The 14,925-nt window shown below is 71.7% G+C and carries 13 protein-coding genes; 9 read left to right on the plus strand and 4 right to left on the minus strand.

Features of this window, described 5'->3' with window-relative positions; translation table 11 throughout:
* Positions 1 to 94: 94 nt before the first annotated feature.
* From AC07EJ_RS00320 to AC07EJ_RS00330, 3 genes are read right to left on the minus strand one after another with little or no spacing between them, the layout of a single operon-like run.
* The gene (locus AC07EJ_RS00320) at positions 95 to 2,323 is read right to left on the minus strand and encodes a molybdopterin cofactor-binding domain-containing protein (RefSeq protein ID WP_389486424.1); all 2,229 of its coding nucleotides are present in this window, start codon (positions 2,321 to 2,323) and stop codon (positions 95 to 97) included.
* A gap of 9 nt (positions 2,324 to 2,332) precedes the next feature.
* Positions 2,333 to 3,316 carry an FAD binding domain-containing protein gene (locus AC07EJ_RS00325; RefSeq protein ID WP_389486422.1) on the minus strand — a complete coding sequence of 328 codons (984 nt, stop codon included), beginning with the start codon at positions 3,314 to 3,316 and terminating at the stop codon, positions 2,333 to 2,335.
* Positions 3,313 to 3,882, minus strand: coding sequence for a 2Fe-2S iron-sulfur cluster-binding protein (locus AC07EJ_RS00330; RefSeq protein WP_389486420.1), 570 nt, complete (start codon positions 3,880 to 3,882; stop codon positions 3,313 to 3,315). The genes AC07EJ_RS00325 and AC07EJ_RS00330 overlap by 4 nt, the downstream gene beginning before the upstream one ends.
* A 487-nt stretch (positions 3,883 to 4,369) precedes the next feature.
* Here AC07EJ_RS00330 and AC07EJ_RS00335 point away from each other — a divergent pair, with 487 nt between their 5' ends.
* The gene (locus AC07EJ_RS00335) at positions 4,370 to 5,215 is read left to right on the plus strand and encodes an enoyl-CoA hydratase/isomerase family protein (RefSeq protein WP_478883405.1); all 846 of its coding nucleotides are present in this window, start codon (positions 4,370 to 4,372) and stop codon (positions 5,213 to 5,215) included.
* A gap of 27 nt (positions 5,216 to 5,242) precedes the next feature.
* Here AC07EJ_RS00335 and AC07EJ_RS00340 read toward each other — a convergent pair whose 3' ends face one another.
* A complete protein-coding gene (locus tag AC07EJ_RS00340; RefSeq protein ID WP_389486416.1) occupies positions 5,243 to 6,196 on the minus strand; it encodes an SDR family oxidoreductase in 954 nt (317 codons plus the stop codon).
* Between the two features lie 195 nt (positions 6,197 to 6,391).
* Between AC07EJ_RS00340 and AC07EJ_RS00345 the strand changes: the two genes are divergently transcribed.
* The 8 genes from AC07EJ_RS00345 (at position 6,392) to AC07EJ_RS00380 (ending at position 14,828) form a co-directional block, all read left to right on the plus strand.
* The gene (locus AC07EJ_RS00345; RefSeq protein WP_389486414.1) at positions 6,392 to 7,366 is read left to right on the plus strand and encodes an NADPH:quinone oxidoreductase family protein; all 975 of its coding nucleotides are present in this window, start codon (positions 6,392 to 6,394) and stop codon (positions 7,364 to 7,366) included.
* Positions 7,363 to 8,550, plus strand: coding sequence for an acyl-CoA dehydrogenase family protein (locus AC07EJ_RS00350; protein ID WP_478883406.1), 1,188 nt, complete (start codon positions 7,363 to 7,365; stop codon positions 8,548 to 8,550). Before AC07EJ_RS00345 ends, AC07EJ_RS00350 begins: the two co-directional genes overlap by 4 nt.
* Positions 8,547 to 9,638 carry an acyl-CoA dehydrogenase family protein gene (locus AC07EJ_RS00355; RefSeq protein WP_389486410.1) on the plus strand — a complete coding sequence of 364 codons (1,092 nt, stop codon included), beginning with the start codon at positions 8,547 to 8,549 and terminating at the stop codon, positions 9,636 to 9,638. The genes AC07EJ_RS00350 and AC07EJ_RS00355 overlap by 4 nt, the downstream gene beginning before the upstream one ends.
* A gap of 117 nt (positions 9,639 to 9,755) precedes the next feature.
* A complete protein-coding gene (locus tag AC07EJ_RS00360; protein ID WP_478883407.1) occupies positions 9,756 to 11,357 on the plus strand; it encodes an ABC transporter substrate-binding protein in 1,602 nt (533 codons plus the stop codon).
* Positions 11,354 to 12,346, plus strand: coding sequence for an ABC transporter permease (locus tag AC07EJ_RS00365; RefSeq protein WP_389486468.1), 993 nt, complete (start codon positions 11,354 to 11,356; stop codon positions 12,344 to 12,346). The genes AC07EJ_RS00360 and AC07EJ_RS00365 overlap by 4 nt, the downstream gene beginning before the upstream one ends.
* The gene (locus AC07EJ_RS00370; protein ID WP_478883408.1) at positions 12,339 to 13,205 is read left to right on the plus strand and encodes an ABC transporter permease; all 867 of its coding nucleotides are present in this window, start codon (positions 12,339 to 12,341) and stop codon (positions 13,203 to 13,205) included. Before AC07EJ_RS00365 ends, AC07EJ_RS00370 begins: the two co-directional genes overlap by 8 nt.
* Positions 13,202 to 14,170 carry an ABC transporter ATP-binding protein gene (locus tag AC07EJ_RS00375; protein ID WP_478883409.1) on the plus strand — a complete coding sequence of 323 codons (969 nt, stop codon included), beginning with the start codon at positions 13,202 to 13,204 and terminating at the stop codon, positions 14,168 to 14,170. Before AC07EJ_RS00370 ends, AC07EJ_RS00375 begins: the two co-directional genes overlap by 4 nt.
* Positions 14,163 to 14,828, plus strand: a complete 666-nt coding sequence (locus tag AC07EJ_RS00380) for an ABC transporter ATP-binding protein (protein WP_389486402.1) — start codon at positions 14,163 to 14,165, stop codon at positions 14,826 to 14,828. The genes AC07EJ_RS00375 and AC07EJ_RS00380 overlap by 8 nt, the downstream gene beginning before the upstream one ends.
* Positions 14,829 to 14,925 lie beyond the last annotated feature (97 nt).

Here is a 14,925-nt window from a genome sequence, read left to right on the forward strand (position 1 = left end):
GGTGTCCGGTGGGAGCTGCCTCAGGTGCTCGGTGCGGTCCCGGTTACGCCGGCTCACGCCCACCGGCCGGCGAACCGGCACCGTTGTCACGGATTCAGGTATCCATCAGGGGTAGACCGGGCAGCACCTTCTCGATGGTGATGGGGAAGTCGCGCACGCGCACGCCGGTGGCGTTGAACACCGCGTTCGCGATCGACGCACCGGCCCCGCAGATGCCCAGCTCGCCGACGCCCTTCGCGCCCAGGACATTGGCCTTGTCGTCGTACCCGTCGAGGACGACCGCGTCGACGTCGGGGACGTCGGCGTGCACCGGCACCAGGTATTGCGCGAAGTCCCGGTTGACGAAGGCGCCGGATCGCAGGTCGACCACGGCCTCTTCTTCGAGGGCCGCGCCGGCTCCCCAGATCATGCCGCCCATCAGCTGCGAGCGAGCCGTCTTCGCGTTGAGCACGCGGCCCACCGAGAACACGCCGAGCATCCGCCGCAGACGGATCTCGGCGGTGTCCGCGTCGACCCCCACCTCGGCGAAATGGGCCCCGTAGGTGTTGATCGAGTAGTCCGTGTAGTTCGGATCATCGCCCATGAAGCGAGTACCGCCCTCCGCCTCGAACCCTTCCGGACGGTTGCGCGCGACGATCTCGCTCAGCGCCTCGGACGCGCCGCCGACAGCCACGTTGCCGTCGGAGAACACGGCGTCCGCCGGGTCCAGGCCGTGCAGCGGCGAGTGCGTGTCGCCGCGCGCCGCGGTCAGGAGCTGCTCGCGCAGGGCCATACACGCACCATGCACCGCATTGCTCGAACTGGCGGCGCCCCACGAGCCGCCGGACCCCCAGCTGGTGGGAAACTCGGAACGCCCTAGCTCGATCTGCACCCGATCGGGCGGCAGTCCGAGCCCGTCGGCCGCGACCTGGGTCAGGACGGTGTACGTGCCCGTGCCGAGATCGGTCATGTCTGTCTGGACGACGGCGATGCCGTCAGCCTCCAACCGCACTCGCACTGCTGTCGGCCCTTGGAAGTGCCCGCGGATGGCGGCCGACATGCCGTAGCCGACCAGCCACCGCCCGTCGCGCGCACTCGCCGGGGTGGCGGGGCGGTGCTCCCAGCCGAACCGGCGAGCGCCCTCGCGCAGGCACTCGACCAGGTGCCGGTCGCTGTACGGCACGTCGCGCTCGGGATCGACGGTGGGCTCGTTGAGGATCCGCAGCTCGACCGGGTCCATCCCGAGCGCATGGGCCAGCTCGTCCATCGCCGACTCGACCGCCAGCATGCCCGGCGCTTCGCCCGGCGCGCGTACGTCCGTCCCGGGCGGCAGATCGAGCGGCGCAAGCCGGTGGCTGGTCAACCGGTGGGGCGCGGCGTAGAGACTGCGGGTCGTGGCGGCGGTCTGCTCGGCGTACTCCAGGTCGGGGTTGGTGTGCATGGTGACGTCATGGGCGATCGCGTTCAGCCGTCCGTCCTGCTCCGCGCCCAGTCGGACCCGCTGGCTGGTTGTGGGCCGGTTGCCGACGAGCTGGAAGATCTGCTGCCTGGTCATCGCGACCTTGACCGGTTGGCGCAACTCGCGAGCGGCGAGCGCCGCCAGGATCGTCTCGGAATGGATGCCCAGCTTGGAGCCGAATCCCCCGCCGACGAAGGGGGTGACGATGTGAACCCGCTCCGGGGCGAGCCGAAGCGTGGCGGCGACGGAGGCACGCGCCGCGTCGACGATCTGGCAGCTGACGTAGACGACCAGGTCCTCGTCGCGCGGTTCCGCCAGACACGCGTGCGGTTCCATCGGCATCGAGAGCTCGTACGGCGTCGTGTACTCCTGGTCGAGCTTGACCGCCGCGCTGTCGAAACCTGCATCGAAATCGCCGACCGCAGTGTCGGTCGGGAGACCGGCGTTGACCACTTTCGGGATGTACACCTCGTCTTCCTGCTCGGCGAAGTTGAAACGTCCGTGTTCGCCGGCGTATTCGACTTCGACCAGACCGGCGGCCGCTCGGGCCTGTTCGAGGGCCGTGGCGACGACGAAAGCCACCGGCTCGCCGTAATAGTGGATGTCGGGGCCGGTCAGCACCGGCTGGGCGCGCCAGTATTCGGCCGGAACGGACTCGTCGCGGACACCCTGCGCAGGGGCATTGTGATAGGTCATCACCATCTTTACGCCAGGCGCGCGTTCGGCGTTCTCGGTGTCGATCCGGGTGATGCGGCCTTTACCGATCGTCGCGCCGACGATGAACCCGTAGAGAGGCTTACCGGCCCCCCACTGCTCGTAGGCGTATGTGGCCCGGCCGGCGACCTTCAACGGGCCGTCGACACGGTTCAGCGCTTGCCCGATCATCTCGTCTCCTCAGCTCGCCCGAGCCGCTTGCGCCAGCGTGCGGCACAGCGTGCGCCTGGCCAGCTCGATCTTGAAGTCGTTCTGCCCCTGTCCCACGGCGTCGCGCATCGCGGCCTCGGCGGCAGCGCGATAGGTGGCCATCGTGGCGGGACGGCCGGTCAACGCGGCCTCGGCCTCGATGGACCGCCAGGGCTTGTGCGCCACACCGCCGAAAGCCACCCGCGCCTCACTGATCGTTCCCTGATCGGTCGAGACGACAGCCGCCACGGAGACCAGCGCGAACTCGTACGACGCCCGGTCCCGCACCTTGCGGTAGATCTGCCGGCCCGACGGGGGCGGGGGCAGGAGCACGCTCGTGATCATCTCGCCAGGACGCAGCACGGTCTCGATGTGCGGCGTGTCGCCCGGCAGCCGGTAGAAGTCCGCGATGGCGACGCGGCGTACCGACCCGTCGGCGTCGAGCAGCTCGATCTCCGCCTCCAGCGCGGTCATCGCGACAGCCATGTCCGAGGGATGGGTGGCGATGCAGGAGTCGCTGGCGCCGAGGACGGCGTGAATCCGGTTGAACCCGCCGATCGCCGAGCATCCGGAACCGGGATCCCGCTTGTTGCAGCCCGCAGCTGTGTCGTAGAAGTAGGGGCAGCGAGTGCGCTGCAACAGATTTCCCCCGGTGGACGCCTTGTTGCGCAGCTGGCCCGAGGCTCCGGCCACCAGTGCCTCCGACAGCACCGGGTAGCGGGTACGCACTCGGGTGTCGGCGGACACATCGGAATTCGCCGCCTGGGCCCCGATGCGCAGTCCGCCGTCCGGGAGCTCCTCGATGTTCCGCAACGGAAGCCGACTGATGTCGACCAGATGGCTGGGCTTCTCGATGTCGAGCTTCATCAGGTCGAGCAGGTTGGTGCCGCCGCTGATGAACTTCGCGCCGGTTCTGGACACCGCTGAGACGGCGGCCTGTGCGTCCGTCGCTCGCTCGTACGTGAAGGATCTCATTGCGGGTCTCCCACCGCGATGCCGCGGATGGCCGCGACGATGTTCGGATAGGCGGCGCACCGACAGATATTGCCGCTCATCCGCTCGCGGATCTCAGCATCGGTCAACGCGATCTGCGGCGAGGTCACGTCAGCGGTGGCGTGGCTGGGCCAGCCCGCCTCCACCTCGGCGAGCATGCCGACGGCCGAACAGATCTGGCCGGGAGTGCAGTAGCCGCATTGGAAGCCGTCACGCTCGACGAAGGCACGTTGCATGGGGTGCAGGCCATCGGGATCGCCCAGGCCTTCGATCGTCACGATCTCGTCGTCCTCGTGCATCACGGCGAGCGTCAGACAGGAGTTGACCCGCCGGCCGTTGATCAGCACCGTGCAGGCGCCGCACTGCCCGTGATCACACCCCTTCTTGGTCCCGCTCAGGCGCAGGTGCTCGCGCAGCGCGTCGAGCAGTGAGGTCCGTGGATCCACCTCAAGCCGTCGCACCTGATCGTTGACGTTCAACTCGATCGCCGAGAGCTGGGCCGTCTCGCCCTGGCTCCGCTCCGCGGCGCCCGTATCCGAATCACTCACCACAGCCCGCCTTCCTCGCTCGGTGCGGGTGTCACCCTGGACATGCGTCGCCGCTGTGGGGCGCACTCCTCCTCAAGATCTCGCAGAAATCGACGCACCGCTCGTCGGGAGGCGCGGGGCCGCGCCCGCCTCACTCGGCCGGGCGCTTTTGCGCGGCAGCCCGGCGCGGATCCCGCGCCGGCCACCCCGCGAACCGGCGCGGGTGGCGAAGACGCGCCAGCGGCGTGTCTGTGCGGGGGGTGTCGGGGAAATCTTGAGCTGCAACCAGTCGACCCCACCCTCGGCCTCTTCGACGACGTGCCAGTTGAAGCGGCCGGAAGAGGGGCCGCAGCGTCGAGGCGCAACTCGTCGACGGGCGCGATCTCTGCGCGATCGGCATGTCTTAGATTTGGCGTTCGAACTCTTCAGTCGGTAGGGCCTGTCACCTACCCTGCCCCTTCCGATGACGCGTCTGATGACACGTCAGAAATGGTGGGGTGGTCGCGGGATGATCGACACGACAGGCAAGGAACTCCCCGACGACGAGGACGGCGAGCGGCGGCTCCGGCTGGACGTGGAGGACGGCGGCATAGGCGTCCTCACCCTGTGCCGGCCGGAGAAGCTGAACGCCTGGAGCTGGGAGTCGAGCCGCCAACTCGGCCTGCTCGCCGACCGGATCCGCTTCGACGACGCGATCCGGGTGGTGCTGCTGCGGGCCGAGGGGCGGGCCTTCTGCGCGGGCATCGACATCAAGGCGCCCGGCGGCGCGATCACCGGCCGCACCGGGTCCGAGCGAACGCGCAACTACTACGAGGGCATCCGCTGGGTCCACGAGCGGTTCCGCGCGTTCGCCGGCCTGCCGCAGCCCGTCGTCGCGGCGGTACAGGGCTACTGCCTCGGCGTCGGGTTCGAGCTGGCGCTGATGGCCGATGTGCGGATCGCGGCCGACGACGCCGTGTTCGCGCTGCCGGAGGCGCAGCTCGGGGTCGCGGTCGACGCGGGCGGCGATCTGCGGATCGCGCGCGAGGCGGGCGCGGGATGGGCCAAGTACCTCGCGCTGACGGGCCGCCGCATCGACGCGGGGGCGGCGCACCGGCTGAACCTCGTCCAACAGGTCACCACGACAAGCGAGTTGGAAGCTGCTGCCCGTTCCGTCGCCACGGAGATCGCGGCCAACGCGCCGCTCGCCACGCAGTCCGTCAAGCGCGACATCGACGCCTTCGCGGACGCGGGCCTCGGGGCCGCGCTCGACCGGGTCGCGATGAGCGCGGCCCTCACGCTCACGTCGGAGGACATCCGGGAGGGGTACGCGGCGAAGGCGCAGCGGCGCGCGCCGCGCTTCGACGGGAAGTAGCGCCCGCGGTGCCCGTGCCCTTCACAGTCAATACTCGAACGGCCCCCTCCCCATCTGCTCCCGCACGGTCACCACGGGCGGGCTCACGAGGCCGCGCCGCTGCCAGTTCGCCCCGTCCACGACGAGGGTGTGGCCGCTGATGAAGCGGGCGTAGGGGGAGGCGAGGAAGGTGGCGGCCCAGCCCAGCTCGCGGGGTGCGCCGACGCGCAGGGCGGGCTGCCGGGCGTCGTGGCCGGCGTCGCCTGTCGCGGTGGTCTCCTCTCCGGGGCCGCCCCTCTCAAGGTTGGCGCGGATGTCCCCCGTCATGTCCTCGTGCGGCATGAGCCCCGGCACGAGGCCGTTGACCTGGATCCCGTACGGGCCCCACTCCACGGCCAGCGTCTCCACCAGGTTCTTCACGCCTGCCTTGGCCGCCGCGCTGTGGGCGAAGCCGGGGCCGCCCGTCCACGCGTACGAGGCGCCGACGGCGATCACCGAGCCCGGCGTGCCTGCCGCGAGGTGTCTGCGGCCGAACTCGCGGGTCATGTAGAAGGTGCCGTTGAGGGTGATGTCGACGACGGTGCGCCAGGCGTTCGGGCTCATGTCCTCGGCGGGTACGGGGAAGTTGGCGGCCGCGTTGTTGACGAGGACGTCGGGTGTACGCCCGTGCGCAGCCTCCGCCGCGTCGAAGACCTCGGCGATGCGGTCCGGGTCCCTGATGTCGCAGACCGCAGCCGTCACCGTGCCGCCGTCACGGCTCACCCGCGCCAGTTCCTCCAGTGCGGGCTCCAGATGCGCGGCCCGGCGGCTCACGATCATCACGTCCGCGCCGAGGCGTGCGAACTCGGCGGCGACGGCCTTCCCGAGCCCGGTCCCGCCACCGGTGACCAGAACCAGGTTTCCCCGGTACGTTCCCGGGGGCAGCGCCGTCGTGCCGGCCGGGGGAGGGGCGGGCAGTCCCCGTGGGGTCGTCGCACGGGCGGGGCGGGTCGAGTCCGTCATGCCGTATCGATACCGCGTGGCTGCCGAAAGCTCCATGCCTGCGACAACGCCTGCCGCATCGCCTGCGACACCGCCTGGGGCATGCCTGCGGCGGCGGGCGCGAAAAAGGGTCGCCGGCCTGTTCCCAGATATCCAAGCGACCGCTTAGTATGCGAACGAGCCCGGTAAGACGAAGCAGTCCCGTGGAGGCCCCGCATGCAGGCATGGCAAGTGCACCGGAACGGCGAGCCTAGCGAGGTGATGGAGCTCGCCGACGTCGAGCGGCCCGTCCCCGGCGACGGCCAGGTCCTGCTCAGGGTGCGCGCGGCGAACATCAACTTCCCGGACGCGCTGATGTGCCGCGGCCAGTACCAGGTGCGGCCGCCGATGCCGTTCACGCCCGGCGTGGAGATCTGCGGCGAGACCGAGGACGGCCGGCGCGTGCTGGCCAACCCCGCGCTGCCGCACGGTGGCTTCGCCGAGTACGCCGTGGCGGACGCCGCCGCCCTGCTGCCCGCGCCCGACGCGCTCGACGACGCGGAGGCCGCGGCCCTGCACATCGGCTACCAGACGGGCTGGTTCGGCCTGCACCGCAGGGCGCACCTCCAGGCGGGCGAGACGCTCCTCGTGCACGCGGCGGCCGGCGGCGTCGGCAGCGCCGCCGTCCAGCTCGGCAAGGCGGCCGGCGCCACCGTCATCGGCGTCGTCGGCGGCGAGGAGAAGGCGAAGGTGGCCCGCGACCTCGGCTGCGACGTCGTCATCGACCGCCGCGCGCAGGACGTCATCGCCGCCGTGAAGGAGGCCACCGGCGGCCGCGGCGCCGACGTCATCTACGACCCGGTCGGCGGCGAGGCGTACACGCAGTCCACGAAGGTAGTCGCCTTCGAGGGCCGGATCATCGTCGTCGGATTCGCGAGCGGCACCATCCCGAGCCCGGCCCTCAACCACGCCCTGGTGAAGAACTACGCGATCCTCGGCCTGCACTGGGGCCTGTACAACACCAAGGACCCGAAGCTGGTGGCCCACTGCCACGAGCAGCTCACCGAGCTCGCGGCGCGCGGTGCGATCAAGCCGCTGATCAGCGAGCGGGTGCCGCTGGGCGGCGCGGCGGCGGCCGTGCAGCGCGTCGCCGACGGCGTCACCACCGGCCGTGTCGCCGTGGTGCCCGGCCACGAGGGGGCGGGCGCATGACCGACGCCGCCGAACTGCGCAGCCGCACCCAGGAGTTGCTGGCCGCCCACCCGCCCGCGACCACGGACCGTATCGACTTCCTGAAGGCCCGCTTCGACGCCGGACTCGCGTGGGTGCACTACCCGCAGGGCCTGGGCGGGCTCGGTCTGCCGCGCTCGCTCCAGGCCGTGGTGGACGCCGAACTCGCCGCAGCGGACGCCCCGGACAACGACCCGCGCCGCATCGGCATCGGCCTCGGCATGGCGGCCCCGACGGTGCTCGGCTTCGGCACCGACGAGCAGAAGCAGCGCTTCCTGCGCCCGCTGTGGATCGGCGAGGAGGTGTGGTGCCAGCTGTTCAGCGAGCCCGGCGCGGGCTCCGACCTCGCGGCGCTCGGCACCCGCGCCGTGCGTGACGAGGCCACCGGCGACTGGGTGATCAACGGCCAGAAGGTGTGGACGTCCGGCGCGCACGCGGCCCGCTGGGCCATCCTCATCGCCCGTACCGACCCGGACGTGCCCAAGCGTCGCGGCATCACGTACTTCATCTGCGACATGACCGACCCGGGCGTCGAGGTGCGGCCGCTGCGCCAGATCACCGGCGAGGCCGAGTTCAACGAGGTGTTCCTCACCGACGTCCGCATCCCGGACGCGCACCGCCTCGGCGAGATCGGCGACGGCTGGAAGGTCGCGCAGACCACGCTGATGAACGAGCGCGTGTCGATCGGCGGCTCCCGCATCCCGCGCGAGGGCGGCATGATCTCCGCGGTCGCGAAGACGTGGCGCGAACGCCCCGAGCTGCGCACCCACGACCTGCACCAGCGGCTCCTGAAGCTGTGGGTCGAGGCCGAGGTCGCCCGTCTCACCGGCGAGCGCCTGCGCCAGCAGCTGGTCGCGGGTCAGCCGGGCCCCGAGGGCTCGGGCATGAAGCTCGGCTTCGCCCGGCTCAACCAGGAGATCAGCGGCCTGGAGATCGAACTCCTCGGCGATGAGGGCATGTTGTACGAAGACTGGACCATGCGCCGGCCGGCCGTCGTGGACTTCCTGGCCCGTGACGCCGGATACCGCTATCTGCGCGCCAAGGGCAACAGCATCGAGGGCGGGACGAGCGAGGTCCTGCTCAACATCGTCGCCGAACGCGTCCTCGGGCTGCCGTCCGAGCCGCGCACCGACAAGGACGTCGCCTGGAAGGACCTCGCGCGATGAGCGATCTGCTGTACACGGAGGACGAAGAGGCGCTGCGGTCCGCGGTGCGCGGCCTCCTCGCCGCCCACTGCGACGCCGCGTCGGTGCTCGCCCGCGTCGAGACGGACGAGCCGCACGACCGCGCACTGTGGAAGTCCCTCGCCGAGGGCATGGGGCTCGCGGGCCTGCTGATCCCCGAGGAGCTCGGCGGCCAGGGCGCCACGCACCGTGAAGTAGCCGTGGTTCTTGAGGAGTTGGGGCGTTCCGTCGCCCCCGTCCCGTATCTCACCAGTGCCGTCGTCGCGACCGAGGCGCTCCTCGACTGCGCGGGCGACGAGGCCTCCGCCCTGCTCGGCGCGCTCGCGTCGGGCCGCACCGTGGGCGTGCTGGCCGTCCCCCTGTCGGCCGCGCCCGGCCAGGCCTTCACCGGTGTACAGGAAGAGGGTGGCCGGCTGGAAGGGCGGGTCACCGGAGTCGCCGACGCGGCGGCGGCCGACGTGCTCCTCGTACCGACGAGCAGCGGCCTGTACGCGGTCGATGTCACCGACGACGGCGTCACCGTCGAGGCGCGGACGTCCCTCGACCCCACCCGGCCCGTCGCCACGGTGACCTTCGCCGGTGCACGCGCGCGCGTGCTGACCGGCAACGCCGTCCCGGCCGTCCGCCGCGCGCTGCGGGCCGGAGCGGGACTCCTCGCCTCCGAGCAACTCGGCCTCGCCGACTGGTGCTTGACCGAGACGGTCCGCTACACGCGCGAGCGCCACCAGTTCAACCGGCCCGTCGGCTCCTTCCAGGCGCTCAAGCACCGGCTCGCCCAGGTGTGGCTGGAGGTCGTCGGCGTCCGTGCCGCGGCCCGCAGCGCGGCGGACACCCTCGCCGCCGGGAGCGACGACGCGGACGTAGCGGTGGCCGTCGCCCAGGCGTACGCGGGACCCGCGGCCGTCCACGCGGCGGAAGAGGCTCTCCAGCTGCACGGCGGTATCGGCATGACCTGGGAGCACCCCGTCCACCTCTACCTCAAGCGGGCCAAGGCCGACTCGATCGCGCTGGGTTCCGCGGGCAGGCACCGGGAGGAGCTGGCCGAGCTGGTCGACCTCCGGGCGCCCTGACGCCGGGTCCGATGCCTGACATGGCATCGGGCCTGCCTGCGGGTTTTACCTTCCCTTGACGAGATGGCATTATTGCGACTCGTTCGCAATAGGAGTTGATCTTCAATAGGGGTAGGTATGGTGGTCAGGCCGGCACGAGGCGCGACAGCGATGGCGGCGGTCGCCGCATTGTCGGTGACCGCCGCGGCGTGTTCGGCGCCCGGCGGGCCGGGCGAGGGCGGCGAGGGGCGGGCGGGGTCGAGCGCGGTCGTGGGCATCGCCTACGAACCGGACACGCTCAGCCCGCTCCTGGGCTACGGCAAGGACGGCAACTCGAAGATCTTCGACGGGCTGCTCACCCACGACGCGGACCTGAAGCTGAAGCCCGCGCTCGCCGCCGAGCTCCCGAAGGTGAGCGCCGACGGCCGCACGTACACGTACAAGCTGCGCGACGGCGTGCGGTTCAGTGACGGCAAGCCCTTCTCGGCGAAGGACGTCGTCTTCACCTACGAGACGATCCTCGACAAGAAGACCAACAACGCTTCCAGGACCGAGCTCGACGCCGTCGACACCGTCGAGGCCAAGGGTGACGACACCGTCGTCTTCCGCCTCAAGTACGCCTACGCCCCGTTCGCCGAGCGCACCGTCCTGCCCATCGCGCCGGAGCGCATAGCGGGCAAACAGGACGTCAACACCGGCGACTTCACCACGAAGCCGGTCGGCACCGGGCCCTACACGCTCGTGAAGTGGTCCAAGGGCGAGAAGCTCACCTTCAAGGCCAACCCCCGCTACTGGGGCGGCGAGCCGAAGGTCAAGAACTTCACCATGGCCGTCGTCAAGGACGACGACGTGCGCGCCACCCGGCTGCGCTCCGGCGACCTCGACGGCGCCATCCTGCCGCCCAACCTCGCCGCGACCTTCAAGAACGACGGCGACAAGAAGACGTACACCGCCCGAACCTTCGACTACCGCGTCGTGACCCTGCCCACCGGCAACAAGGTCACCGGCGACACCGCCGTCCGGCGCGCACTCGACACCGGCGTCGACCGCAAGGCCATGGTCGACTCGATCCTCGACGGCGCGGGCAAGGAGGCGTACGGCCCGGTCCCGACCGACAGCCCTTGGTTCACCAAGGGCACCGAACGCACCCACGACCTCGCGAAGGCCAGGAAGATCCTCGACGACGCGGGCTGGAAGGCCGGCGAGGACGGGATCCGCGCGAGGGACGGCGTCCGCGCCGCCTTCCCGCTCTGGTACCTGACCGGCGACAAGCTCCGCCAGGACCACGCCCTCGCCTACGCCTCCGACGCCAAGAAGCTCGGCATCCAGATCAAGGTCGAGTCCGGCACCTGGGAGGTCATCGAGCCGCGCATGCCCAAGGACGCGGTCCTCGCGGGCGGCGGCTCACCGGCCGACCCCGACTTCGACCAGTACACGCTCCTCAAGTCCTCCCTCGCGGGCGACGGCTTCAACAACATGGCCTGGTACGACAACGCGCGCGTCGACAAGGCACTCGACGACGCCCGCAGGACCGACGACCGCGACGAGCGCAAGGCCGCGTACGACACCGTGCAGCGCGAACTCGTGAAGAACCCCGGCTACACCTTCCTCACCCACATCGACCATCTCTACGTCGTCGGCGACCGGTTCGGCGACCTCACCACCCAGGTCGAGCCGCACGACCACGGGCTCGCGTCCGGCCCCTGGTGGAACGTCGAGAAGTGGCAGCCGGCCTCGTGAAGCGGCGGCTCCCCTGGGGGCCGATGGCGCGCCTGACGGGACGGCGGATCCTGTTCGCCGTCCCGGTCCTCGCCACCGTGACCTTCGGCGTCTTCGCGATCGCCGCCGCGTCCCCCTTCGACCCGGTCAAGGCCTACGCGGGCACGGCCGGCCTCACCGCCTCGCAGGACAACCTCGACCAGCTCCGCGCCAACCTCGGAGTCGACCGTCCCCTCGTCACCCGCTGGTGGGACTGGCTGACCTCGGCGCTCCAGGGCGACCTGGGCGACTCCTCCGTCCTGCGGCAGCCCGTCGCCGACGTCGTCGGCGAACGCATCGGCTGGTCCGTGCTGCTCGCCGCCACCGCCTTCCTCGCCGCCGTCCTGCTCGGCACGGCGCTCGGCGTCCTCGCCGCGCGCCGCCAGGGAGGATGGCTCGACCGAGCCGTCAGCGGAGTTGCCTACACCCTCGAAGCTGCACCCCCGTTCTGGCTGGGCCTACTCGCCATTTGGCTGTTCGCCCTCAAACTCGGCGCACTTCCGGCCGGCGGACTCACCGACACCGCCAGCACCACGATCACGGCCGGACAGGTCGCCTCGCACCTGGTGCTCCCCGCCGCCGTCCTCGCCCTCTCCCAACTGCCCTGGTTCGTCCTGTACGTACGCCAGGGCGTCGGCGACGCACTTGAGGAGGACCCCGTCCGCGGGGCGCGCGCCCGCGGACTCGCCCCGCGCACCGTCCTGCTCGGCCACGCCCTGCGCTCCGGAATGCTGCCCGTACTGACCCTCATCGGCTCCCGCGTACCCGAACTGATCACCGGCGCTCTTCTGGTGGAGACCGTGTTCAGCTGGCCGGGCATCGCCGCCGCGACCGTCCAGGCCGCGACGTCCGTCGACTTCCCGTTGCTCGCCGCGCTGACCGTGCTCGCCACGCTCGCCGTGCTCCTCGGCAACCTGGCCGCCGACCTCCTCTACGGCCTCGCCGACCCGAGAGTGGGCTTCGATGGCTGAACTCACCTGGCGCACCTACGGCGGCGCGCGCCGCTCCACGCGCGTGTGGCGGGTGCGCATGTCCGCCGTCCTCGTCGCGGCGGTCGTCCTCGCCGTCCTCGTCGTCCCGCCCCTTGCGCACCTAGACGAACAGGCCGTCGACCTCGCCGCCAAGCTCCAACCGCCGTCGTGGGTCAACCCGTTCGGCACCGACGACGTGGGCCGCGACCTGCTGCTGCGCTGCGTGTACGGGCTGCGGGTCTCCCTCCTCGTCGGAATCGTCGCCGCCGTCGTGGCGACCGTCATCGGCACGGCCGTGGGGGCGCTCGCGGGCGCCGTCGGCGGCTGGACGGACCGGGTCGTCATGCGGGTCGTGGACGTCTTCTCGTCGGTGCCGCACCTGCTGCTCGGCATCTTCATCGTCGCCATGTTCCGGCCGGGCGTGTGGCCGGTCGTCGTCTCCGTGGCGCTCACTCACTGGCTGTCCACGGCCCGTATCGTGCGCGCCGAAGTGCTCTCCCTGCGCTCGCGGCCGTACATCGACGCGGCCTTGTCCGGGGGCTCTTCGCGGTGGCGGATCGCCGTGCGCCACCTGCTGCCGGGCGTCCTTCCGCAGGCCGCGCTCGCCGCCGTCCTGATGGTGCCGCACGCCATCTGGCACGAGTCCGCCCTGTCGTTCCTCGGCCTGGGCCTGCCCGCGCACCAGGCGAGCCTGGGCACCCTCGTGCAGTCCGCGCGGGGTTCGCTGCTCGCCGGGGACTGGTGGCCGACCCTCTTCCCCGGCCTGTTCATCATCGTGCCGACCCTGGCGATCGCGGGCCTCGCGGGCGCCTGGCGGGAACGGCTCAACCCGCGCCGCCGATCGGAGCTCATGCTTTGACCCGGCCCCGACCAGTCCTCTCTGTACGGGACTTGTCCGTACGGTTCCGGATGCGCGACGGCGCGTACGTCCAGGCCGTCGGCGGCGTACGCTTCGACCTCGCGGCGGGCGAGTGCCTCGCCCTCGTCGGGGAGAGCGGCTGCGGCAAGTCGGTGCTCGCGTCGGCCCTCCTCGGGCTCCTCCCGGGGAACGCCGAGATCGCCGGGTCCGCGCTCGCCGGGGGCCTCGACCTGCTCGCCGCCGACGAGCGCACCCTGGCCCGCACCGTCCGCGGGCGCCGCGTCGGCCTCGTACCGCAGAGCCCCGCCGCGCACCTCACGCCCGTACGGACCGTCCGCTCCCAACTGGAGGAAACCGTACGTGAGTTGACTGGAGTCCGCCGCGGACCACGGCTGCGGGCCGCCGCAGAGGAGGCGGCGGAGCGCGCCGCGTTCCCCGCCGGGCATCTCGACCGCCACCCGCACCAACTGTCCGGCGGGCTCGCCCAGCGGGCCGCGACCGCGCTGGCTCTCGTCGGCGACGCGCCCCTGCTCCTTGCCGACGAACCCACGACCGGGCTCGACCGTGACCTCGTGGAGCGCACCGTCGACGAACTGCGCCGCCACGTCGGGGCGGAGCGCGCGCTCCTGCTCATCACCCACGACCTCGCGGCGGCCGAGCGGATCGCCGACCGGGTGGCCGTGATGTACGCGAGCCGTATCGTCGAACTCGCCGAAGCCGCCGCCTTCTTCGGCAACCCCGGGCCACGGCACCCGTACGCCCGCGGCCTCCTCGACGCCCTGCCCGACCGGGAGTTCACGCCCATCCCCGGTATGCCGCCCGAACTGGGCGCGCTCCCGGCCGGCTGCGCGTTCGCCGCGCGCTGCGACCGCGCCACCGACACCTGCGCGATCCGGCCCGCACTCGCGGACGGCGTGGCCTGCCACCACCCCGCGACCGTGCCGCTGGAGGCGCCGCGTGCTTGAACTGATCTCCGTGACGGCCGGGTACGAGCGCGCGAACCCCGTCGTGCGGAACGCCGGCCTGACCATCGCCCCCGGGGAGGCCGTCGGGCTCCTCGGGCCGAGCGGCTGCGGCAAATCCACCCTCGCTCGTGTCGCCGCCCTGCTCCACCGCCCTGACTCCGGCCACGTCGTCATCGACGGGGAGCCGGCCCGCGGCTGGCGCCACCGCGCGCCCCGCGAGCAGCGCACCGCGTTCGGCGTGGTCTTCCAGCAGCCGCGCATGTCGGCCGACCCGCGGCTGCGCCTCGCCGACCTCATCGCCGAACCGCTGCGGGCCTCGGGACGCGCACCGGCCGCCCGGGTAGGAGAGCTGGCCGCGACCGTCGGCCTGGGCACCGACCTCCTGTCGCGGCGCCCCCACGAAGTCAGCGACGGACAGCTGCAACGCGCCTGCCTCGCCCGAGCCCTGGCCCTGCGCCCGCGCTGGCTGATCTGCGACGAGATGACGGCGATGCTCGACGCGTCCACGACGGCGGCGCTGGTGGGTGTCGTGGAGGCCTATCGCGAGGAGACGGGCGCGGGGCTGCTGGCCGTGGGCCACGACCGGCATCTCCTTGAACGCTGGTGCGGTCGAACGGTGGAGTGGGACACGCTGGGCTCCGCCGGGGGTGGCGGGTGAGCGGGGCCGTCCGGTGAGCGACGGGCGGGCCGGCCCCCGCCCGGCAGCCCCGCGTTCACCCTGATCGCACAGGTGAACGCGGAGTGCCGGTCCGGCC

This window comes from Streptomyces sp. NPDC045026 (genome assembly GCF_056432625.1).